This is a genomic window from Mesorhizobium sp. WSM1497, assembly GCF_001672455.2.
Lineage (GTDB): Bacteria > Pseudomonadota > Alphaproteobacteria > Rhizobiales > Rhizobiaceae > Mesorhizobium > Mesorhizobium ciceri.
Map to the genome: position 1 here is coordinate 667,761 of NZ_CP021070.1, position 20,643 is coordinate 688,403.

Sequence of the window (20,643 nt, forward strand, 5' to 3'; positions counted from 1 at the left end):
TTATCCGGCTGCACAGGCAACAGCCAAAAAGAAACCGGGGTCCTGTGAGGGACAGGACCCCGGCCGATGCCGATACGACTTCCCAAGAAACATGGCACCTCGTCATGAGGCGGGGATGGCAGGCCCGAGAAAGCCCCAACGGACCTGCCTTGATCCCCTTTGCCGAAAGCCGTTACTTCGGCAACAACACCTTGTTGACGACATGGATGACGCCGTTCGACTGGTTGACGTCGGCGATCGTCACTCGCGCCTCGCCGCCTGACTCATCCATGATGTAGAGCTTGCCCTTCTTGACTTCGGCGGTCAGCGTGTCACCGGAGACGGTCTTCATCTCGTACTTGCCGCCCATAGCCTTGGCCTTCTTCATCATCTCGGCGCCGGAGATCTTGCCGGCCACGACATGCGCGGTCAGCACCTTGGTGAGCTTGCCCTTGTTCTCCGGCTTCAGCAGCGTGTCGACGGTGCCCTTGGGCAGTTTCGCAAACGCTGCGTTGGTCGGGGCAAAGACGGTGAACGGGCCAGCGCTTTGCAGCGTGTCGACCAGGCCGGCAGCCTTGACCGCGGCGACCAGCGTCGTGTGGTCCTTCGAATTGACGGCGTTCTCGACGATGGTCTTGGTTGTGTACATCGGCGCGCCGCCGACATTCGGGTTCTTGGCATAGGCGGGCGCGGCAATCGCCACGCCGGCGACGAGTGCGGAAAGGGCGATGATCCTGAATGACGGCAAGCGCATGTGGTCTTCCTCCGTGTGAGGGCTGATCGGAATTGATAGCCTTTGGAAACGCACGGGCAGTCACGCCGCCGACGCGGCGCAAGTTTCGCCGATCACGGGAACGTGATGCCGGAGCTGCTTAAACGAAAAGCCCCGCGCGAGGCGGGGCTTTGAAGGCTGGAGAAAGCGCTGCGCCTTCTATTCGGCCGGTGATGGTTTCTTTCGGAACAGCGCGACCAGATTGTCCCACAGCTCGATCTTGGCACCCTGGCGCTTCATGATGATGCCCTGTTGGAGGATCGACAGCGTGTTGTTCCAGGCCCAGTAGATGACCAGGCCGGCCGGGAACCCCGCCATCATGAAGGTGAAGATGACAGGCATCCAGGTGAAGATCGCAGCCTGCGTCGGATCCGGCGGCGTCGGGTTCATGCGCATCTGCAGGAACATGGTGACGCCCATGATCAACGGCCAGACGCCGATCATCAGCATGTGCGGCAGGGTGACCGGGATCAGGCCGAACAGGTTGAACAGCGACGTCGGATCGGGCGCGGCCAGATCCTGGATCCAGCCGAAGAACGGCGCGTGCCGCATTTCGATGGTGATGTAGAGCACCTTATAGAGCGAGAAGAAGACCGGGATTTGCAGCGCCACCGGCCAGCAGCCGGCAAGCGGGTTGATCTTCTCGGTCTTGTACAGCTCCATCATCGCCTGCTGCTGCTTCATCTTGTCGTCCGCGTATTTCTCGCGGATCTCGAGCATTTTCGGCTGCACCTTCTTCATATTCGCCATCGACGCGTACGACTTGTTGGCGAGCGGATAGAAGATGGCCTTGACGATGACGGTGGTGGCGAGAATGGCCAGGCCGAAATTGCCGAAGAATTTGTAGAGCGTGTCGATCAGCCAGAACATCGGCTTGGTGATGAAGTGGAACCAGCCCCAGTCGATCAAAAGGTCGAACCGCTTGATATGACGGTCTTCCGCATAGGCGTTGATCTTCCCGACTTCCTTGGCGCCCGCGAAGATCTCGCTCTCCACCGTCGCCGACTGGCCGGCATCGACGGTGATCGGGTCGGTGAGGAAGTCGGACTGGTAGCGATGGCGGCCGTCCTCGAAATAGGCATAGCGCGGCTGGAACGGCTGCTTCTCGGTCGGCACCAGCGTCACCGCCCAGTATTTGTCGGTGATGCCGAGCCAGCCGTCGGTCGACTTGCCCGGCGTGAACTGCTTGTCCTTCTCGATGGACGCGTATTTGTGTTCCTGCAGGCCTTCCGTGCCGGTGAAGCCGATCAGGCCCTCATGCAGCACATAGGTGCTTGCAACGAGCGGCTTGTCGAAGCGGGTGACGCGGCCGTAATTGGACAGCGAGACGGCGGCCGTGCCGGCATTCTGCACCGTGTCGGACACCGTGAACATGTAGTTGGTGTCGACGGAAAAGGTGCGCTTGAAGGTCAGGCCCTTGTCGTTCGAATAGGTCAGCGTGACCGGGGTCGTCGGCGTCAGTGTCGCATTGCCGTCGACAGCCCACACTGTTTCGGGACCGGGCACCGCGCCGGTCTTGTCGTTGCCGACGAAGCCGATCTCGGCATAGTAGCCATTGGGCAGTGCCGCCGGGTTGAGCAGGCTGATCTCGGGCGAGTTCTTGTCGACCGTCTCGGTGTAGTGCTTGAGCTTGAGGTCGTCGAGACGGGCACCGGTCAGGTTGATCGAACCCTCGAGGCTCGGCGTGTCGATCTTCGCGCGGGTCGTCGTGGCGAGCGCCTGTTCGCGGCCGGCCGGCTTCACGGCATCGGTGCCGGGTGCGTTGGGAATGGCGCCAGGGGCGGCGGGCGTTCCGGTGTCGGTACCGGGACTGGTGCCGGCGGCCTTCTTCTGCTCCTCGACGCGCTGCTGTTCGACGCGGGCGGCCTCGCGCTGCGCTTCGCTGCGCGGCAACACATAAAAATATTGCCATACCGCCAGGATCAGCACCGACAGCGCGATGGTGATGAAGAAGTTCCGGTTGTTTTCCATCGAAAGCCCTTGGCCTATCGTGTTCCGCGCAGTCGGCGGGAGAGTTCGGCCTTCAACTGGCCGAACGGAGTGGTAAGCACGTCTTCGCGCCCGACGATGACATAGTCATTGCCAGGCGCCATGTCACTTGCGGCGTGCGTACGGACGGCTTCTCGCAGCCGCCGCCGGACGCGGTTGCGGACAACCGCATTGCCGACCTTCTTGGTGACGGTGTAGCCGACGCGCGGCGACAGGCCGTCGCCGCGGTCGAGAACTTCGACGAGAAAAAGCCGCCCGCGTCGTTTTTCACCACGACGGACAGCCAGGAATTCCGCGCGCTTCAGAAGCCGCTTGGGATTTGGTCCCACTGGCTTGCCGGATGCGGGCAACGATCTCGTCTTCCGTTCAGGCGCTGAGCCGCTTGCGACCGCGGTTGCGGCGAGCTGCGACGACGCCGCGACCACCCTTGGTGGCCATGCGGGCACGAAAGCCGTGCCGACGTTTGCGGACGAGTTTGGACGGTTGGTAGGTACGCTTCATTTGTTTTAATACCGCGGGGTGCGGCCCTTCTTGATTCTGTCACTGTGTAACAGGAGCTTTGCCGGGCCGGCTTTGGCGCGATCGAAACCGCGCCGGGACGAATGGCCCGAGCGTGTGCGGGCTTATAGAAAGAAGGCTTTTGGAAGTCAATCCGGAGTCGTCGGGCCGAAAGCTTCGCCATTCAGGCCGGTTTATGTTTGCGACCAAGGATGAAATTGGCAAAAAAGCCGTAATCGCCTAATCTGCGTTGATCAAGTGATCGTGAAGACATTAGCCGCATGAGCGAAACCATACAGGCCCAGGAAGGGATCGGCACGGCGGGGTCCACCGAGGCGCCGGCCAGCGTGCGCACGGTTCCGCTGTCGCGCGGCCTGTCGACCAAGCTGCTGCTGCTGACCATCGTCTTCGTGCTGCTGGCCGAAGTGCTGATTTTCCTGCCTTGGATCGCGAGCTACCGGCTGAACTGGCTGAAGGAGCGGCTGAGCACGGCGGCGGCGGTGTCGATCGTGCTGGTGCAGGGTGAACCCACCTCGCTGTCGCGCACGGCGCAGAACGACGTGCTGATGGCGATCGGCGCCAAGGCGATCGCGGTGCGCGACGGAGGCGTCTCGCGGCTGCTGGTGGTGGCCGAAATGCCGCCGAAGGTCGACGAACACATCGATATCGCCTCGATCGGCATGATCAAGGGCATGACCGGCGCGCTCGACACGTTGTTTTTCGGCGGCGACCGGATGCTGCGCGTCTTCGGTCCGGTCGGCGAGTCCGACAAGGAGTTCGAGCTGATCATGCCCGACAACAGCCTGCGCAATGCGATGCTGCGCTATTCGCGCAACGTCGCCTTCGTCTCGCTGCTGATCTCGCTGTTCACCGCCATGCTGGTCTACGCCGCCATCGACCTGATCATGATCGGGCCGATCCGGACGATGACGCGCTCGATGCTATCTTTCTCCGAGGCGCCCGACGATCCCGGGCGGATCATCCATCCGGCTGCCCGCGCCGACGAGATCGGCGTTGCCGAGCGCGAGCTGTCGCAGATGCAGGAACGGCTGCAAAAAATGCTCTCCGAGCAGAAGCATCTTGCCGATCTCGGCCTGGCGGTTTCCAAGATCAACCATGACATGCGCAACATCCTGGCTTCGGCGCAGCTGATGTCGGACCGCTTGCGTCAGGTCAAGGATCCGACGGTGCAGGCCTTCGCGCCGAAACTGCTGCGCGCGCTCGACCGCGCCGTGTCTTATTCCGAAGGCGTGCTTCACTACGGCCGCACGCAGGAGCCGCCGCCGGCGCGCCGACGCCTGAGGCTGCGGCAACTGGTCGAGGACGTGCACGGCCTGCTGGACATCGAGCAAGGCATCGAGTTCGTCAATTCGGTCGAGCCGGCCTTCGAGGTCGATGCCGATTCCGACCAGTTGTTCAGGGTGCTGACCAATCTGTGCCGGAATTCCGTGCAGGCGATGGCGGCCGACAGTGAAAGCGCCCTGGTGCGCCGCCTGGCGGTGTCGGCCGTGCGCCTGGGCAGCGTCAGCCGCATCGCCGTCAGCGACACCGGCCCCGGCCTGCCGCCCAAGGCGCGCGAAAACCTGTTCGCGGCCTTTCGCGGCTCGGCGCGCAGCGGCGGCACCGGCCTTGGCCTGGCAATCGCGCACGAACTGATCCGCGCGCATGGCGGCACGGTCGAGCTGGTCGAGAGCATTGGCGGGCGCACCACATTCGCCGTCACCATCCCCGACCAGCCGGTCCGGCTCGACCAGGCCCGCAACGGCCTGCGCCGCCCGGCGTGAGGTTCTTGACCGGTTTCCGCTTGGCAACACCTAGCTTTTCGGTCTCACCCCTTCCTTCCAGAAACATGTCGCCCGCGAAACGGCCTTTTGCCCTGAGAGGCCGGCATGCATGGAAAGCGCATCGTCTGAACCACCCAGACACGATGCGCTTTGGTTGTTTTGAGGCGCCGAGAAGCGAGCTGTCATTGCCGGATGACACGCCTGCGACAAAACTTTTGCCGGATCGGCTTGCTTTTCGGAAATTCAGTCGCTAGGGAACACGTCTCGTCGCGACCGGTCGTTCACGATCGGATCGCGGGGTCATGGAAAGCATGGCCTGTTGCGCGCCCGTAGCTCAGCTGGATAGAGCACCAGACTACGAATCTGGGGGTCAGGAGTTCGAATCTCTTCGGGCGCGCCAAAACCATTCATCGTTTCTATGCGACGATATAGCTGCCGAATTGGTGCCTACGCGACGAGCGGGGAATAGCCTGCGAGCGAAAAAGCGTAGAAACGGCGGCGTTAGGCAGTAAAGAGTTCGAATCTCTTCAGATTGGCGGAGTTCCGACGCGGTCGGGGCGGAGCTCCAAGCGGTGATTGGCGATGTGGATGGTGCCGACGACGATCTAACAGCGATCTCCCGATAGGCGAGCATCATTTGTATCAGATCATGGATCGAGGTCAGCAGGCGCTCATGCCACTTGGTCGGCGTGCGTCAGTCACTCGAAACCTGCTTCGGTTTTGTCCGGCATCCGCGGCATTGTCCCCGTGCGCAGCGGCCTTCCCGGGTTCAGGAAAGCATTTCGACGCGCAGCGGATGTTCTCCGCGCGTCAGAAGGGGCGCCGGGCCCTGGTCCAGTCGCCCGAGCCGGATCAGGCCGCGCGACCAGCGGTAGGGACCATGAAACATCGCCAGATTGCCCCAGGGGGCGTAGTAGCAGAGATCGCCAGTCGCCTCGTTGCCGAAGCGACCGCTGCCTTCCTCGGTGAGCTTGCGCGGCAGGTAGGCGATCTTCTCGTTGGTCGAATAGTCGTCGATCGTCAGATCCAGCGGCAGGATCGAGACCAGATCGTGCGCGGAAGGATTGTCCTCCAGCGTCGCCGTGAAATCCTGATCCCCGAAGATGAATCTAAGGCGCATGGTGGCTCCTTTCCTATCCGTGGCTGCGTCGGTCTGAGAGCGCACCGAAGAGGGGAGCGCGAGGCTGGCAGCACCTGCCAGCAAGGTGCGGCGTGAAAGCCATACGGCGGCGCGTGTCATTTAAAGTCTCCCGGTGGTGCGGCCATGTCCATCGTTCCTGCACACGGCCGCACCTTTCGACGATACGACCTGGTCAGGCAGCGAGATGCTGGTTGAAGAAGCTGGTCAGCTTGTCGAACGGGATCACGTCCACCTTGTCGTAAAGATCGGTGTGGCTGGCGCCTGGAATGATCATGAGTTCCTTCGGCTCCGCCGCTGCCGCGAAGGCGGTTTCGCTGAAGTAGCGCGAATGGGCCTTTTCGCCATGGATGAACAGGATCGGGCGCGGCGAGATTTCCGCGATGTAGGTCAGGATCGGCATATTCATGAACGACAGCGGCGTGGTCTGCGTCCAGGAATTGCCTGAGTTGACCGCGCGCGCATGGTAGCCGCGCGGCGTCCTGTAATAGTCATGGTAGTCGACCAGGAACTGCGCCTCGCCGCCGTGCAGGTCGTTGTAGGGTGGTTGATAGGCTGGCGCGCCGTTTTCCGCATCCGTCCAACGCTGCCGACCCAGTTGCTCCAATGTCTGTGCGCGCTGTTCGGGGGTCACGCTGTCGTTGTAGCCCTTCGACATAACACGGGTCATGTCGTACATGGTGCTCGCCACCACGGCCTTGACGCGCTTGTCTGCGGCGACGGAATTCAAAGCCATGCCGCCCCAGCCGCAGATGCCGATGACGCCGATGCGCTCACGGTCGACGGCGGCGTGCAGGCCGAAATAGTCGACGGCCGCGCTGAAATCCTCGGTGTTGATGTCCGGCGAAGCGAGATTGCGCGGCTCGCCGCCGCTTTCGCCGGTGTAGGACGGATCGAAAGCCAGTGCGACGAAGCCGCGCTCGGCCATCGTCTGCGCGTAAAGGCCAGAGGATTGTTCCTTAACAGCGCCGAACGGACCGCCGACGGCAAGCGCCGGCAGACGTCCGCCGGCCCGGTCCTTCGGCAGATAGAGATCACCCGATAGTGTGATGCCGTAGCGGTTCTTGAACGTGATCTTCTCGTGATCGATCTTATCGCTGAGCGGAAAGACCTTATCCCATTGCTTTGACATCTGAGCCTTTGCTTTGAAGGGGTTGGATATTGAAACTGCACCGAAGGCGGCGACGCCTGCGCCGGTCAACTTCAACAGTTCGCGCCGGTGGATGACGCTTGCCGAATTTTTCGTGTCAGGGGTATTCATGGGCATTTCCGATCTCCTGTTGGTATGAATTGGGATTGGGCAGTTCGTTGAACGAACGTCAGTGCGGGGCGTCCGGGCTTCAGCAACCGCCGGCCATTGCCGATCAGGGCGATTGCAATGCCGGCGAGAACTACGCTGCCGGCGAAGGTCGCGAAGACCGTCATGCCATCCAGCAGCAGCCCGCCGACCACGGCACCGAGCAGGATCGACGCCTGGATGGCTGCGACCATCAGGCTTCCGGCGGCTTCCGGCGCATCGTCCGCGTTTTGGGACATCCACGTCATCCAGATCACAGACATTGCGGTGTTCGTCGCGCCCCAGAGAGCAAGGAAGAGGCCGGCGGCGGCTACCGAGCCGCCGAGAAGCAGGAGCCCCAGCGTGCAGCCGCCCATCAGCAGCGCGGGCAACCGCAGCAGCGGTGCGACATTGCCGCTCACGATACGCCCTGCCGCCCATGTTCCGAGGAAGCCCGCACAGCCCAGTACAAGCAACAGGATCGAGAGCGTCCCCACGTTGACGCCCGTCACCTGCTCCAGGAAGGGGCGCAGATAGGTGAACATGGTGAAGGCCGAGCCCCAGGATAACATCGAGGCAATAAGGCCGCGCAGGAAATGGGGGCGCTTCAGCAGGCCGAACATCGCCCGGAAATCCTGCCGCTGGCGCGCGGGCAACGACGGCAGCGCGATCAAGTGCCAGACGAGGTTGATGGCGACGATTGGCGTCAGCGCCCAGAACACCGCGCGCCAGCCGAACACGGCGCCGAGATAGCTGCCGATCGGCGCGGCGAAGGCCGCAGCGATCGCCTGTCCGCCATACATCAAGGCGAGCGCGCGCGGCACATCCCTTTCAGGGACCAGCCGCATGATGACGGCGGTGGCCAGTGCCCAGAAGCCGCCGATGCAGATGCCCAACAGGCCTCGACCGAGCATCAGCACGGAGAAATTCGGGGCCGCCGCAACCAGAACCAGTGACAACAGCATGAAAGCCGTCATCGCGACCAGAACCCATTTGCGGTTCAGCATTCCAGCGGCAGTGGTGATGACCATGCTCGCCGCTATGGCGAAAAGACCGCTGATCGAGATCGCCTGTCCGGTCTGTCCCTCAGTTGCGCGCAATCCTTCGGCCATGGGGGTGAGCAGGCTGACCGGCATGAATTCCGAGGCGATCAGCATTGCCACACACAGTGCCATCGAAAGAACCGCGCCCCAGGCGGCGTCCGGTTTGCTATCCGCATCGGTTGCGGCGGCAATCGCCATGTCGTTTGCTCCTGCTGAATTGTTGCAACGCAAAACTAGTGGCTTTGCCATAAAGCGATTAGCCATCGAAATTCGCATGAACTAATCGACCACATCGAATAATGTGCTGCGGCATGGCAAACGAGAGAAGCTCATGGCCAAAACCGACCTCAATCAACTGACGTGGTTTCAGGCCGTCGCCGAGGAGCGCAGCTTCACCAAGGCGGCGGCAAAGCTCGGCGTCGCGCAGTCGACGCTCAGTCACAGGATCAAGCAGCTCGAAGCGCAAATGGGCATACGCCTCCTGACCCGCACCACGCGCAATGTCGCGACGACCGCCGCAGGCGAGCGGCTGTTACAGACGATCGCCCCGCGCATCGGCGAAATCGAGGATGAGATCGCCGCGTTGATGGCGTTTCGTGAAAAACCCTCGGGCTCGATCAGGCTGACGCTGTCCGACCACGCGCTTGAAAGCGTGGTTTGGCCCAAGCTGAAGCCGATCCTCAGCGCCTATCCCGATATCGGTGTCGAACTGATCCTGGACAGCACGTTCCGCAACATCGTCGAGGAGGGCTTCGACGCGGGCGTCCGGTTGGGAGAGAGCGTCGAGAAGGACATGATCGCGGTCCGAATTGGTCCGGACTGGCGTTTGGTGGCCGTGGCTTCTCCCGACTATTTCGCCGCGCGTGGTGTGCCTGAGCACCCACAGGACCTGATCCGCCACGTCTGCATCAACATGCGTCACGAGACCGCCGGCGGTCTTTATGCATGGGAGTTCGAGAAGGATGGGCAGGCGTTGCGCGTCCGGGTAAACGGCCAGCTGACCTTCAACAATTCCTACGCCATGATCGACGCAGCCGTGCACCGCTACGGCATCGCCTATGTGCCCGAGAACATCGTGGAGCAGCACATCGCCTCGGGCCTGCTGGTGCAGGTTCTCGATGATTGGTCGCCCTTCTTCGACGGTTATTTCCTCTATTATCCGAGCCGTCGTCAGAATCTTCCCGCGTTCAAGGTCATCGTCGACACGCTACGACATCGGAATTGAGACAAGAGGATCTAACCCGCGCGATTGGCTCCACGCTGAGCCCGTTTCGCCCCGCTCGCATAGCACCCACCTGCGGAAGACACGGTATTTTCCGGATCTCGGGCATCAAGATCGTCCTTGCCACGCCCGCTCTATCGCCACGCCTCGTTCGGCTCGTCTTCGCACGTCGAGAACGCAAAGCGGGGCGGGATGTTGCAGAGCAAATCTTCGCAGCGCCATCACCCCAATGTGCGTGGTAAGACCGCGACAGGCGCAACCAGCGGAGCCTGATTTGACCATGACCTCTACCCCCATCAAGCGCGCTTTGATCACCGGGGCCGGAGCGGCCGACGGCATCGGCTTCGCCATTGCCCGCCAGCTCGGCCATGCCGGCCATGCCGTTTTTCTCACCGGTGCCAGTGGGCGTGTGCTCGATCGCGCCGTTGAGCTCCGTGCAGAAGGCATCGACGCCAAGGCCGTGGTCGCCGATCTCACCATCGCTGCCGATGTCGCGCGGCTGCGGGCCGATGTCGGCGCGGTCGGCATCCTGGTCAACAATGCCGGCATGGGCTCGCTGGCATCGCCATCGGTCGACAAGTCGTTTCTCGCCATGACCGAGGCCGACTGGGACCATGGGATCGACGTCAGCCTTAAGACCGCATTCCTCGTCACCAAGGCGTTTCTGCCGGCGATGGTCGAAGCGGGCTATGGGCGCATCGTCAATGTGGCGTCGGTCACCGGGCCGCTGGTGTCTTTCGAAGGCACATCAGCCTATTCCGCCGCCAAGGCCGGCATGGTCGGCCTGACGCGGACACTGGCGCTCGAAGTGGCGAAAAGCGGCATCACAGCCAATGCCGTGGCTCCCGGCTGGATCGAAACGGGATCGTCGAGCGAGATGGAGCGGCAAGCCGCCCTGAATACGCCGCCGGCGCGGGCCGGGCGACCGGATGAGGTGGCCGCCGCGGTCGTGTTCCTGGCCTCGGAAGGCGCCAGCTATGTCAACGGCGCCCTGCTGGTGGTCGATGGCGGCAACAGCCTGCAGGAGCGCAAGGGCTGAAGCCGTCCAACGCGTCGGGTGCGAGAATTCAGCCTTTGCCCGAGCTTTTGCCTGCCCCCGGCGCTTCCGGCCTGAGATAGACGGCCAAGCAGCAGCAACAGATCGCCAAGCCCGCGACTGGATATTTCAGGGCGACCAGCCCCGCCAGCGCGAATAGGCAGAGCGTCGCGAGCGACCGGATGCGCATGCGCTTGCGCACCGCGAGCGGAACCGCGTTCTCCGGCATCGGGTCGATGAGTTCGCGGATCAGAAGAATGTAGGTCAGGTTCACCAGGAAGAAGACGGCGGCGTAGAAGGCGACCGGCTGCGGCGCCAGCTCGCTGACCGCCATCCACGCGGTCGCCAGCGGCAGCAGCGAAACCGAGAACAGATGCGCGAAATTGTACCACATCAGGCTGGCTGTCGCCTCCCTGGCGTGGCGTAACAGATGATGATGGTTCGCCCAGACGATGGCGATGAAGAGATAGCTGACGCTGTAGCTCAGCCATGTCGGCCAGAGCTCCAGAAGCGCCTTGAACGTCGGCAACTCCGGCGGGCGCAAGTCGAGGACCAGCACCGTGATGAGGACGGCGAACACGCCATCCGAAAATGCGCTCAACCGATCGAGCCCTGTCGAGGGAAGCACTGGACCGTCCTCGTCGCAGTTCGTGAGACATATAGTAGTGCTGTCGATAGCAATATCCATGGCCGCTCGGACCATCTGACGCCGCCACCAGCGCCGCTCAGGACGCCTTGGCCAGAAAACTCTGGTAGTCCGATTTCGCCTGCAGCAGGCGCAGCACATTGTCGCGCGAGCCCCTTACGTGGGCGCGGGCCAGCGTGCCGGCTCGGGCGGCATCGCCGGCGCAGATCGCCTCGACGATCTCGGCATGCTCGTCGCGGGCGATCTTCCATTCGTCGAGCCACAACAGTTCGGTCCAGACATAGTGCTGGCACTTGTCGAGGATGCCGCACAGCATGCCATGCAGCATCGCATTTCCGCTGATTTCGGCGATCACGCGGTGCAGGTCGATGCCGACTTCGAGCTCCTGGAATTTTTCGCGCGTGGTGCGCTCCGGAATGGCGGCCAGCCGCTCGCATTCGGCCAGCATGACACGCAGCCGCGCCTTGTCCTGTTCCGTCGCAGCAGCGGCGGCCAGTTCCGTCGCGTGGCCGTCGAGCAGTTCGCGGATCTCGAAGGCCTCGCGGAACATGTTGATGTCGAACTCGGGGACGACATAGCCCTGGCGCGGCCGGCCGGTGACCAGGCCGTCGCGCTCGAGGCGGTTGAAGGCCTCGCGCACCGGGGTGCGGCTGACAGTCAGCTTCGCCGCGATGTCGTTTTCGGTGACGCGTGAGCCCGGCGGAATCTGGCCGGTCACGATCATCGCCTTGAGCGCGGAATAGACCGAGTCGCGCAGCGTGTTTTTGGTTTCCTTGGCCAAGTTCCGTTTCCAGTTCTCCGGTCTTTCCGCCGGCATATGTTCTCACGCATAGCTGTATTCAAAGTCGGCGCGGTTTGCCACGCCCCGGCGCCCCATCTCCCAGCCCGGGTCGACGACCCCAGGCGCGCCGATCGGTGTTGACATCGCTGATCCCGAAGCTACACTCAAAATTGTATACAAAATAGCATGCGAAATCAAAAACAATGGGAACACCGGTGGAGAGCCTAAAATGAACAGGATCAGAAGCATCAGCGTTGTCGCGGTGGCCGCCCTCATGGCAGCGGTCGCGGCCCCCGCAATGGCGGGCGACACCATCACCGTCGCCTCGTGGGGCGGCACCTACCAGGAAGCGCAGACCAAGGCGTTCTTCAAGCCGACCGCCGACGCGCTCGGCATCACCATCAAGGAGGACACCACCAACGGCCTCGACGACGTACGGCTGCAGGTAACCGGCAATGCGGTGAAATGGGACATCACCGAGCTTGGCGCCGACGAATGCGCACGCGGTTCGAAGGAAGGGCTGTTCGAAAAGCTCGACTACGGCATCATCGATAAGACCGGCATCAACCCGAAGCTTGTCCACGATGACTGGGTCGGCATTTCCTACACCTCCGTCGTGCTGATCTACCGGACTGATGTGTTCGGCGACAAAGGCCCCAAGACCTGGGCCGACTTCTGGAACGTGGAAAAGTTTCCGGGACGGCGCGCGTTGAGCGGCAGCCAGGCGACCGAAACGCTGAGCGTCGCGGCTCTCGCCTCGGGCCTGCCGATCGACAAGGTCTATCCCGTGGATGTCGACGGCGCGCTGAAATCGGTCGACAAGATCCGTGGCCATGTCGACGCCTGGTGGACCTCCGGCGCGCAGGCCATGCAACTGGTGAAAGACGGCGAAGTCGACATGGCGAGCATCTGGAACGGCCGCGCCGGCACCTTGAAGAAGGAAGGCGCGCCGGTCAGTTTCTCCTTCGATCAGGGCGTGCTGACCGCCGACTGCATGGTCATCCCCAAGGGTGCCAAGAACAAGGAAGCCGCGATGAAGGCGCTTGCGATGTTCGTCAGCCCGCAGCTACAGGCCAATCTGCCGCTCTACGTCGACAATGGCCCAGTAAACGAGAAGGCTTTCGAGACCGGCAAGATCCCGCAGGACAGGATCAAGGACATCAATTCGGCGCCCGAAAACGTCAAGAAGCAGGTGTTGCAGGATGCAGAATTCTGGCGCGACAATCTGGTCGAGGCGACGGAAAAGTTCAACAATCTGGTCCAGCAATAGGCCGCGGACACAAGCTTACGGCGGGCAGCGTAACCAGCCACTGCCTCGCCACCTGTTCTCTGCGGCTAAGGAGCGAAAAATCTTGTCCATTGCGCCATCCGCGTTGCCCATCGGCATGCGCGGGATCGAGAAACGATTTGGCAGCGTGCCTGTGCTGCGCGACCTTAACCTCGATGTCGAGGCCGGCGAATTCCTGACGCTGCTCGGCCCTTCCGGTTCCGGCAAGACGACGCTGCTGATGATCCTGGCCGGTTTCGTGCGGGCCAATGCCGGCTCGATCAAGGTCGGCGGCGACGAGATCATCACCACGCCGCCGCACAAGCGCAACATCGGCATGGTGTTCCAGAACTACGCGCTGTTTCCGCACATGAACGTCTTCCACAACATCGCCTTTCCGCTGAAGCAGCGCGGCGTCGCCGCCGCCGAGACGGCCGAACGTGTCGAGAAGGCGCTCGATCTGGTGAAATTGCAGGGCCTGGGCGAGCGCCGGGTCGACCAGCTCTCCGGCGGCCAGCGACAGCGTGTGGCGCTGGCGCGCGCCATCGTCTTCGAGCCGCGCATCGTGCTGATGGACGAACCCTTGTCGGCGCTCGACAAGGGCCTTCGCGAGCACATGCAGATCGAGCTGCGCGCCCTGCATCGCCGGCTCGGCATGACCACCGTCTATGTCACGCACGACCAGCGCGAAGCCATAACCATGTCCGACCGCATCGCGGTCATGAACGCCGGGCGCATCGAACAACTCGACAAGCCTGAAACGCTCTACGCCAGGCCGCAAACGCGATTTGTAGCCGGCTTCATCGGCGAATCGAATTTCATTCCGGTCGAGTGCCGCAACGGCTCCGTCTGGTACGAGGACCGGAGAATCCACACCGCGGCACCAGTGCCGGCGGCAGGCCAGCACCTGATGGTGGTGCGGCCGGAAAAGCTGCGGCTCCTGGCAGACGCCGAACCGACAAGCGGCGTCAACGTGCTCGAGGCGAAAGTCAGCGACATCATCTATCAGGGCGACAGCTTCGTCTGCTACGCGGCGTTGCGCGACGGCCGCCAGCTGACTTTGCGCGACTATTGCCGCAGCGATGTGCTGGCCAAAATGCCGGCGCCCGGCCAGCCAGTCTCATTCGGTCTCGATGCGCAGGACACGATCCTGGTGGCGGCAGACTGATGAGCGCGCAGCCCGCCCTCATGGAAGAGATCGGCAGCGCCGCAGGCCGGGAGTTCAACACGCAGGGACTTCACGCCGACGCCCGGCGTGAATCACTACGGCTGCTGGCGCTGTTGTCGCCAAGCCTGCTTCTGGTCTTCGCCATCATCATCGTGCCGATCGGCTGGCTGTTCTGGCTGTCGCTGTTCGACGAAGCGGGCGGCTTCAGCGCCGCCAATTATGCGCGATTCTTCGAGCAGGCCTCCTACATCAAGACCTTCATCACCACCTTCAAGGTCGCCTTCATCGTCACCGGCGCCTGCGTGCTGCTCGGCTATCCCTTGGCCTACATGCTGTCGCAACTGCCGCGGCGGGCGGCGTCGATCTGCCTGATCTTCGTCATCCTGCCGTTCTGGACATCGGTGCTGGTGCGCACCTATGCCTGGCTGGTGATCCTGCAGCGCAAGGGACTGATCAACAGCTGGCTGATCGATCTCGGAATCATCAGCCAGCCGCTATCGCTTGCCAACAATTTTTCCGGCGTCGTCATCGGCATGACGCATATCTTGCTGCCGTTCCTGGTGCTGCCGCTCTACGCCTCGATGAAGACCATCGACACCGACTGCCTGCGCGCCGGCATGAATCTCGGCGCCGGCCCGGCTGCCACCTTCCGGCAGATCTTCTTTCCGCTGTCGCTGCCAGGCCTCGCCTCGGGCGTGGTCATCGTCTTCGTGCTCTGCCTGGGCTTCTTCGTCACGCCGGCTTTGATGGGCGGCGGCAAGGTCATCATGTGGGCGATGCGCATGGAACAGACCACCAGCCTCTATTCAAACTGGGGCGCGGGTGCAGCACTGGGCGTGGTGCTTCTGGTGGTGACGCTGGCGCTTCTCGGCCTGTTCCAGTGGCTGCTCGGCGCGCGTGCCACCGGCGTGTGGAGTTCACGATGAGTAGGGATCTCGGCCTGCCTATCTCGCACCGGCAACGCCTATGGCTCTATTGCCTCGGCGGCCTCGTGCTGCTGTTCCTGATCGCACCGTCGATCATCATCGTCATCATGTCGTTTTCCGATTCGACGCTGCTGCAATTCCCGCCGCAGCAATGGTCGCTGCGCTGGTACCAGGCCTATTTCGGTTCGCTGGAGTGGCGCGATGCCACGATCGTCTCGGTCAAGGTGGCTGTCATGACCGTGCTGATGGCGACGCCGCTCGGCACCGCGGCCGCCTATGCCATCAACCGGGGCACGCTGCGCTTCAACGGCACCATCAACGCGCTGCTGACGGCGTCGCTGATCGTCCCTGTGATCCTGATCGGCATCGGCACCTTCTTTCTCTATGCGCGCATCGGCCTCAACAACACGCTGACCGGCCTGGTCATCGCGCATACGGTGCAGGCGCTGCCGTTGGTGGTGCTGACCGTGCTGTCTGGATTGCGCTCCTACGACATGGACCAGGAGCGCGTGGCGCGCAGCCTTGGCGCCGGCCGCGTCGCCGCCTTCTGGCAGGTGACGATGCCGCAGATCCGCTTCTCGATCGTCTCGGGCGCGCTGTTCGCCTTCATCACCTCCTTCGACGAAGTGGTGGTGTCGCTGTTCATCTCGGGCGGCGAGACGACGACATTGACGCGCCGCATGTTCAATGCGCTGCGCGACCAGATCGACCCGACGATCGCCGCCATCTCGACCTGCCTGATCGTTCTGTCGGTCGTGCTGTTGTCGGTTGCGCAGATCTTCGGCCGGCGGCATTGATTTCACCAGATCAATTCGCAGAAGTGACCAATTTGCAGAAGTGACTAGGGGATATTCAGACAGAATGCGTGATTTCCAGTTTCCCGGCCGCTCGCCGGTTCGTGCCACCGAGGCGGTTGCCGCGACCTCGCATCCGCTTGCAACGCTTGCGGCCATCGACATGCTGCGCTCCGGCGGCAATGCCATGGACGCCGCGGTCTGCGCCGCCGCCGTGCAGGGTGTGGTCGAGCCGCAATCGACGGGCATCGGTGGCGACTGCTTCGTGCTTTATTCTCCCGGAGGACAAGGCAATCTGCTGGCCTTCAACGGCTCCGGCCGGGCGCCGGCCAGGGCGACGGTCGACTGGTATCTCGAAAAAGGCTTCGACCGCATCCCGCTGCAGGGTCCGCATGCGGTCACCGTACCGGGCGCCGTCGACGCCTGGAGCCGCCTGCTCGAAGACCATGGCCGCAAGGGCCTTGCCGAGGCGCTGGCGCCGGCCATTCACTATGCCGAGAACGGCTATGTCGTGCACGACCGCGTCGCCTTCGACTGGGCCGAGCCGGAGACCGACCTGTCGGCCGACGAGCATGCCGCGCGCATCTTCCTGCCCGGCGGCAGGGCGCCGAAGGCGGGTGACGTCCATCGGCAGCCGGAACTGGCGGCGACCTTGCGCATCATCGCCAAACACGGCCGGTCCGGTTTCTACGAAGGCGCGGTCGCCGACGATATGGTGAGCCGGCTCAACGAATTGGGCGGACTTCATACGGCCGAGGATTTTGCCGCGACCAGAGGCGACTATGTGGCGCCGGTCAGCACCTCCTATGGCGGCCATGAGATCCACCAGATGCCGCCGAACAATCAGGGGCTGACGGCGCTTTTGATGCTCAATTTGCTGTCGGGCTTCGAGCTTGGCGGGCTCGACCCCAATGGCGCCGAACGCCTGCATCTGGAGATCGAGGCCGGGCGCCTGGCTTACCGCGACCGCGACCGCTATGTCGGCGACCAGGACCATGTCCCGGTGCCCCTGAAGCAGCTCCTGTCCGGCGCCTATGCCGACCGGCTACGCGCCGAGATCGACCGCGACCGCGCCATGACGCATCTGCCGCGCGTCGAGCTGCCCGGCAGCGACACGGTCTATATCTCCATCGTCGACCGCGACCGCAACGCGGTCTCCTTCATCAACTCGACCTATTATTCGTTCGGCAGCGGCGTCGTCGGCCCGAAGACCGGTATCGTGCTGCAGAACCGTGGTTCGAGCTTCCGCCTCGAGCCGGCGCATCCGAACGCGATCGCGCCGGGCAAGCGGCCGATGCACACGATCATGCCGGGCATGGCGACCAAGAACGGCCGCGTGGTGATGCCGTTCGGCGTCATGGGCGGCGGTTACCAGCCGTTTGGCCATGTCCACCTGCTCACCAACATGATCGATTTCGGCATGGACCCGCAGCAGGCACTGGATGCGCCGAGGGTGTTTTACAACGATGACACAGTGGAAGCCGAGCGTGGCGTTCCCACTGATGCAACCGAGGGCCTGCGCCGGCGCGGCCACCGCATCGCCGAACCGCATCATCCGCTTGGCGGCGGGCAAGTGGTGCTGATCGACTGGGAGAAGGGAACGCTGACCGGCGCTTCCGATCCGCGCAAGGATGGTTTGGCGCTTGGCTATTGAGGCGATCCGTTGTCCAATGGCGCCCATATCGAGGCAAGCCCGTCAGAAGGGCTCTCGCCAGTAATCGTTCGAAATCCAGCCGGTGATCATGACCCAAACTGAAACCCACGCAGATCTCTCCCGCCGTCTCGCCGCCGGCGCCGACGACGCCCCCGCCATTCTGGCGCCCGACAGGGCAACGCTCAGCCATGGCGGATTGCGCAGCATGATCGCCGACACGGCAAAACAGCTGCATGCGCGCGGCATCGGCCGCGGCGACAGGGTGGCGATCGTGCTGCCGAACGGCCCCGAGATGGCCACCGCCTTCGTCGCCGTGGCGGCCGCCGCCTCGACGGCGCCGCTCAACCCCGCCTACCGGGCCGACGAGCTCGATTTCTACCTGACCGACATCGGCGCCAAGGCGATCCTTGTCGCGGAGGGTGAGACCGGCCCCGCGGTGACGGTGGCCGAGCGCCTCGGCATCGGCGTGCTGCGGCTCGTCGTGCAGCCCGGCACACCCGCCGGCAGTTTTGCTATCGAGGGCGCGGCGATCGGACCGAAGGCCGCGCCCGACATGGCGCAAGACAGCAACATTGCGCTGCTGCTGCATACCTCCGGCACGACATCGCGTCCAAAACTGGTGCCGCTCAGCCATGCCAACATCGCGGCCTCGGCAGCTCATATCGGCGGCACGCTTGGCCTGACGCCCGATGACCGTTGCCTCAATATCATGCCGCTGTTCCACATTCACGGCCTGATCGCGGCCGTGCTGTCGTCGCTGGCTGCCGGCGGCAGCATCTACTGCACGCCGGGTTTCAACGCGCTGCGCTTCTTCCAGTGGCTGAGCGAGGCGCAGCCGAGCTGGTACACGGCGGTGCCGACCATGCATCAGGCGATCCTGGCCCGCGCGGCACGCAACACCGAGGCGCTGGCGGCGGCGCGCCTGCGCTTCATCCGCTCGTCCTCGGCGTCGCTGCCGGCGCAGGTAATGACCGAGCTGGAAGCGACCTTCGGCTGCCCAGTGATCGAATCCTACGGGATGACCGAGGCGGCTCACCAGATGGCCTCGAACCGGCTGCCGCCGGGCCAGCGCAAGCCCGGCAGCGTTGGTGCCTCCGCCGGGCCGGAGGTGGCTGTGATGGCGCCCGACGGGCGGCTGCTCGATGCAGGCGAGACCGGCGAGATCGTCATCCGCGGGCCCAATGTCACGACGGGCTACGAAAAGAACCCGGATGCCAACGCCACGGCTTTCGCGCATGGCTGGTTCCACACCGGCGACCAGGGCGTGCTGGACGGGGACGGCTATCTCAGGGTCACCGGTCGGCTCAAGGAGATCATCAATCGCGGCGGCGAAAAGATCTCGCCACTCGAGGTCGACGATGTGCTGATGGACCATCCGGCGGTGGCGCAGGTCGTCACCTTCGCCATGCCGCATGGCAAGCTTGGCGAGGAGGTGGCGGCGGCGGTTGTGCTGCGCGAAGGCATCAGCGCCACCGAGGGCGACATCCGCACCTATGCCGCGACGCGGCTTGCCGACTTCAAAGTGCCGCGCAAGATCCTGATCCTGGACGAGATCCCCAAGGGCGCGACCGGCAAATTGCAGCGCATCGGCCTTGCCGCCAAACTCGGGCTTTGACGATGAAGATCACCATCTTCGGCGCCGGTGCGATCGGCGGCTATCTCGCTGCCAAGCTTGCCGCCGCCGGCCGCACCGATCTCTCGATCGTCGCGCGCGGCGCCCATCTGGAAGCGATCAAGGCAGATGGCCTGCGCCTGATCGAGGACGGCCAGGAGACGTCCGTCCCCGTCCGGGCCGCCGCCAAGGCCGAGGAACTTGGCGTGCAGGATTATGTCGTGCTGGCGCTGAAGGCCCATTCCCTCACCCCGGCGCTCGACCAGATCGCACCGCTGCTTGGGGGCCACACATCAGTCGTCACCATGCAGAACGGCGTGCCGTGGTGGTATTTCCACGGCGTCGGCGGGCCGCTCGAAGGCACCAGGCTGAACGCGGTCGATCCCGGCGGCGCGATCTGGCAGCGGATTGGACCGGACCGCGTCATCGGCTCGGTCGTCTATCCCGCGGTCGAGGTCGATGCGCCGGGGCTCATCCGCCATGTCGAGGGCAAACGCTTTTCGCTCGGCGAACCCTCGGGCGAGCGCAGCGAACGGGTCACGCTTCTGGCCGAGGAGATGGTCAAGGGCGGCTTGCAGGCGCCGGTGCGCGAAGACATCCGCAGCGAGATCTGGGTAAAACTGTGGGGCAATCTCTCCTTCAACCCGATCTCGGCGCTGACCGGCAGCACGCTTGCCGCGATCGTCGCCGACGAGGGCACCCGCACGCTCGCCCGCACCATGATGCTGGAGGCGCAGGCGATCGGCGAAAGCCTCGGCGTGCGTTTTCCCATCGCGGTCGACCGGCGCATCAAGGGCGCCGGCGATGTCGGCGAGCACAAGACCTCGATGCTGCAGGACCTGGAGCGTGGCCGGCCGATGGAGATCGACGCGCTGGTGAGCGCGGTGCAGGAACTTGGCAGGCTAACGGACAAGCCGACCCCGACCATCGATGCCGTGCTGGCGCTGGTGCGGCGGCTGGCGGTGGAACGCGGGTGTTATGGATAATGGGCTCGGGGTTGATCAGCACCGTGGCGAGGGCGCGACGATCCAGGCCTTGAAGCGCCTTGGCCTCATCTC

The 20,643-nt window shown here is 63.6% G+C and carries 20 protein-coding genes and 1 tRNA gene; 11 read left to right on the plus strand and 10 right to left on the minus strand.

Annotation, left to right across the window (positions count from 1 at the left end):
- Positions 1-172: 172 nt before the first annotated feature.
- The 4 genes from A9K65_RS03200 to rpmH form a co-directional block, all read right to left on the minus strand.
- Positions 173-733 carry a fasciclin domain-containing protein gene (locus A9K65_RS03200; protein WP_064992786.1) on the minus strand — a complete coding sequence of 187 codons (561 nt, stop codon included), beginning with the start codon at positions 731-733 and terminating at the stop codon, positions 173-175.
- A gap of 177 nt (positions 734-910) precedes the next feature.
- Positions 911-2,722 carry a membrane protein insertase YidC gene (gene yidC / locus A9K65_RS03205; protein WP_064992785.1) on the minus strand — a complete coding sequence of 604 codons (1,812 nt, stop codon included), beginning with the start codon at positions 2,720-2,722 and terminating at the stop codon, positions 911-913.
- Between the two features lie 14 nt (positions 2,723-2,736).
- Positions 2,737-3,090: a ribonuclease P protein component gene (gene rnpA, locus A9K65_RS03210; protein WP_013528505.1), complete on the minus strand. Its 354-nt coding sequence runs from the start codon at positions 3,088-3,090 to the stop codon at positions 2,737-2,739.
- Positions 3,091-3,106: 16 nt separating this feature from the next.
- Positions 3,107-3,241 carry a 50S ribosomal protein L34 gene (gene rpmH, locus A9K65_RS03215; protein WP_008833937.1) on the minus strand — a complete coding sequence of 45 codons (135 nt, stop codon included), beginning with the start codon at positions 3,239-3,241 and terminating at the stop codon, positions 3,107-3,109.
- 278 nt (positions 3,242-3,519) lie between these two features.
- On the opposite strand from rpmH, the gene A9K65_RS03225 reads away from it, so the two are divergent.
- Positions 3,520-5,022: a HAMP domain-containing sensor histidine kinase gene (locus tag A9K65_RS03225; RefSeq protein WP_063170935.1), complete on the plus strand. Its 1,503-nt coding sequence runs from the start codon at positions 3,520-3,522 to the stop codon at positions 5,020-5,022.
- Positions 5,023-5,345: 323 nt separating this feature from the next.
- Positions 5,346-5,422: transfer RNA gene (locus tag A9K65_RS03230), tRNA-Arg, on the plus strand.
- Between the two features lie 369 nt (positions 5,423-5,791).
- Here A9K65_RS03230 and A9K65_RS03235 read toward each other — a convergent pair.
- The 3 genes from A9K65_RS03235 to A9K65_RS03245 form a co-directional block, all read right to left on the minus strand.
- Positions 5,792-6,262 carry a cyclophilin-like fold protein gene (locus A9K65_RS03235; RefSeq protein ID WP_024502099.1) on the minus strand — a complete coding sequence of 157 codons (471 nt, stop codon included), beginning with the start codon at positions 6,260-6,262 and terminating at the stop codon, positions 5,792-5,794.
- Positions 6,263-6,335: 73 nt separating this feature from the next.
- Entirely contained in the window at positions 6,336-7,427 is a 1,092-nt protein-coding gene (locus A9K65_RS03240) for an alpha/beta hydrolase (protein WP_064992784.1), read from the minus strand.
- Positions 7,418-8,677 carry an MFS transporter gene (locus tag A9K65_RS03245; protein ID WP_064992783.1) on the minus strand — a complete coding sequence of 420 codons (1,260 nt, stop codon included), beginning with the start codon at positions 8,675-8,677 and terminating at the stop codon, positions 7,418-7,420. Before A9K65_RS03245 ends, A9K65_RS03240 begins: the two co-directional genes overlap by 10 nt.
- Positions 8,678-8,810: 133 nt before the next feature.
- On the opposite strand from A9K65_RS03245, the gene A9K65_RS03250 reads away from it, so the two are divergent.
- Together A9K65_RS03250 and A9K65_RS03255 are read left to right on the plus strand one after the other, a co-directional pair.
- Positions 8,811-9,704, plus strand: a complete 894-nt coding sequence (locus A9K65_RS03250) for a LysR family transcriptional regulator (protein WP_064993020.1) — start codon at positions 8,811-8,813, stop codon at positions 9,702-9,704.
- Positions 9,705-9,981: 277 nt separating this feature from the next.
- On the plus strand, positions 9,982-10,740 hold the full coding sequence (locus A9K65_RS03255) for an SDR family NAD(P)-dependent oxidoreductase (protein ID WP_064992782.1): 759 nt from the start codon (positions 9,982-9,984) through the stop codon (positions 10,738-10,740).
- Positions 10,741-10,768: 28 nt separating this feature from the next.
- Here A9K65_RS03255 and A9K65_RS03260 read toward each other — a convergent pair whose 3' ends face one another.
- The 3 genes from A9K65_RS03260 to A9K65_RS35580 all read right to left on the minus strand — a co-directional run bounded on the left by A9K65_RS03260 (position 10,769) and on the right by A9K65_RS35580 (position 12,413).
- On the minus strand, positions 10,769-11,338 hold the full coding sequence (locus A9K65_RS03260; protein ID WP_027161123.1) for a TMEM175 family protein: 570 nt from the start codon (positions 11,336-11,338) through the stop codon (positions 10,769-10,771).
- 124 nt (positions 11,339-11,462) lie between these two features.
- A complete protein-coding gene (locus tag A9K65_RS03265; protein ID WP_245321963.1) occupies positions 11,463-12,164 on the minus strand; it encodes a GntR family transcriptional regulator in 702 nt (233 codons plus the stop codon).
- Positions 12,165-12,206: 42 nt separating this feature from the next.
- Positions 12,207-12,413 carry a hypothetical protein gene (locus A9K65_RS35580; RefSeq protein ID WP_198327560.1) on the minus strand — a complete coding sequence of 69 codons (207 nt, stop codon included), beginning with the start codon at positions 12,411-12,413 and terminating at the stop codon, positions 12,207-12,209.
- Between A9K65_RS35580 and A9K65_RS03270 the strand changes: the two genes are divergently transcribed.
- The 7 genes from A9K65_RS03270 to A9K65_RS03300 all read left to right on the plus strand — a co-directional run bounded on the left by A9K65_RS03270 (position 12,394) and on the right by A9K65_RS03300 (position 20,571).
- On the plus strand, positions 12,394-13,434 hold the full coding sequence (locus tag A9K65_RS03270; RefSeq protein WP_064992780.1) for an ABC transporter substrate-binding protein: 1,041 nt from the start codon (positions 12,394-12,396) through the stop codon (positions 13,432-13,434). The two genes, A9K65_RS35580 and A9K65_RS03270, sit on opposite strands and share 20 nt — an antisense overlap.
- An 82-nt stretch (positions 13,435-13,516) precedes the next feature.
- The gene (locus A9K65_RS03275; protein WP_063169709.1) at positions 13,517-14,599 is read left to right on the plus strand and encodes an ABC transporter ATP-binding protein; all 1,083 of its coding nucleotides are present in this window, start codon (positions 13,517-13,519) and stop codon (positions 14,597-14,599) included.
- On the plus strand, positions 14,599-15,525 hold the full coding sequence (locus tag A9K65_RS03280; RefSeq protein ID WP_084015515.1) for an ABC transporter permease: 927 nt from the start codon (positions 14,599-14,601) through the stop codon (positions 15,523-15,525). Before A9K65_RS03275 ends, A9K65_RS03280 begins: the two co-directional genes overlap by 1 nt.
- Entirely contained in the window at positions 15,522-16,322 is an 801-nt protein-coding gene (locus A9K65_RS03285; protein ID WP_013528518.1) for an ABC transporter permease, read from the plus strand. The genes A9K65_RS03280 and A9K65_RS03285 overlap by 4 nt, the downstream gene beginning before the upstream one ends.
- A 64-nt stretch (positions 16,323-16,386) precedes the next feature.
- Complete coding sequence (ggt, locus tag A9K65_RS03290; RefSeq protein WP_064992779.1) at positions 16,387-17,973, plus strand: gamma-glutamyltransferase; 1,587 nt, start codon at positions 16,387-16,389, stop codon at positions 17,971-17,973.
- An 88-nt stretch (positions 17,974-18,061) separates the two neighbouring features.
- Positions 18,062-19,588 (plus strand): acyl--CoA ligase, encoded by a 1,527-nt coding sequence (locus tag A9K65_RS03295; protein ID WP_064992778.1) that lies wholly within the window; start codon positions 18,062-18,064, stop codon positions 19,586-19,588.
- A gap of 2 nt (positions 19,589-19,590) precedes the next feature.
- Positions 19,591-20,571: a 2-dehydropantoate 2-reductase gene (locus A9K65_RS03300; protein WP_064992777.1), complete on the plus strand. Its 981-nt coding sequence runs from the start codon at positions 19,591-19,593 to the stop codon at positions 20,569-20,571.
- Positions 20,572-20,643 lie beyond the last annotated feature (72 nt).

What these genes read in the sequence shown, in the direction of transcription:
- A9K65_RS03235 (WP_024502099.1), bottom strand. Translation starts at nt 6,262, where the DNA reads ATGACACGCGCCGCCGTATGGCTTTCACGCCGCACCTTGCTGGCAGGT.
- A9K65_RS03285 (WP_013528518.1), top strand. Translation starts at nt 15,522, where the DNA reads ATGAGTAGGGATCTCGGCCTGCCTATCTCGCACCGGCAACGCCTATGG.
- A9K65_RS03255 (WP_064992782.1), top strand. Translation starts at nt 9,982, where the DNA reads ATGACCTCTACCCCCATCAAGCGCGCTTTGATCACCGGGGCCGGAGCG.
- A9K65_RS03250 (WP_064993020.1), top strand. Translation starts at nt 8,811, where the DNA reads ATGGCCAAAACCGACCTCAATCAACTGACGTGGTTTCAGGCCGTCGCC.
- A9K65_RS03225 (WP_063170935.1), top strand. Translation starts at nt 3,520, where the DNA reads ATGAGCGAAACCATACAGGCCCAGGAAGGGATCGGCACGGCGGGGTCC.
- yidC (WP_064992785.1), bottom strand. Translation starts at nt 2,722, where the DNA reads ATGGAAAACAACCGGAACTTCTTCATCACCATCGCGCTGTCGGTGCTG.
- ggt (WP_064992779.1), top strand. Translation starts at nt 16,387, where the DNA reads ATGCGTGATTTCCAGTTTCCCGGCCGCTCGCCGGTTCGTGCCACCGAG.
- A9K65_RS03245 (WP_064992783.1), bottom strand. Translation starts at nt 8,677, where the DNA reads ATGGCGATTGCCGCCGCAACCGATGCGGATAGCAAACCGGACGCCGCC.
- A9K65_RS03295 (WP_064992778.1), top strand. Translation starts at nt 18,062, where the DNA reads ATGACCCAAACTGAAACCCACGCAGATCTCTCCCGCCGTCTCGCCGCC.
- A9K65_RS03280 (WP_084015515.1), top strand. Translation starts at nt 14,599, where the DNA reads ATGAGCGCGCAGCCCGCCCTCATGGAAGAGATCGGCAGCGCCGCAGGC.
- A9K65_RS35580 (WP_198327560.1), bottom strand. Translation starts at nt 12,413, where the DNA reads ATGCTTCTGATCCTGTTCATTTTAGGCTCTCCACCGGTGTTCCCATTG.
- rpmH (WP_008833937.1), bottom strand. Translation starts at nt 3,241, where the DNA reads ATGAAGCGTACCTACCAACCGTCCAAACTCGTCCGCAAACGTCGGCAC.
- A9K65_RS03300 (WP_064992777.1), top strand. Translation starts at nt 19,591, where the DNA reads ATGAAGATCACCATCTTCGGCGCCGGTGCGATCGGCGGCTATCTCGCT.
- A9K65_RS03270 (WP_064992780.1), top strand. Translation starts at nt 12,394, where the DNA reads ATGAACAGGATCAGAAGCATCAGCGTTGTCGCGGTGGCCGCCCTCATG.
- A9K65_RS03200 (WP_064992786.1), bottom strand. Translation starts at nt 733, where the DNA reads ATGCGCTTGCCGTCATTCAGGATCATCGCCCTTTCCGCACTCGTCGCC.
- A9K65_RS03240 (WP_064992784.1), bottom strand. Translation starts at nt 7,427, where the DNA reads ATGCCCATGAATACCCCTGACACGAAAAATTCGGCAAGCGTCATCCAC.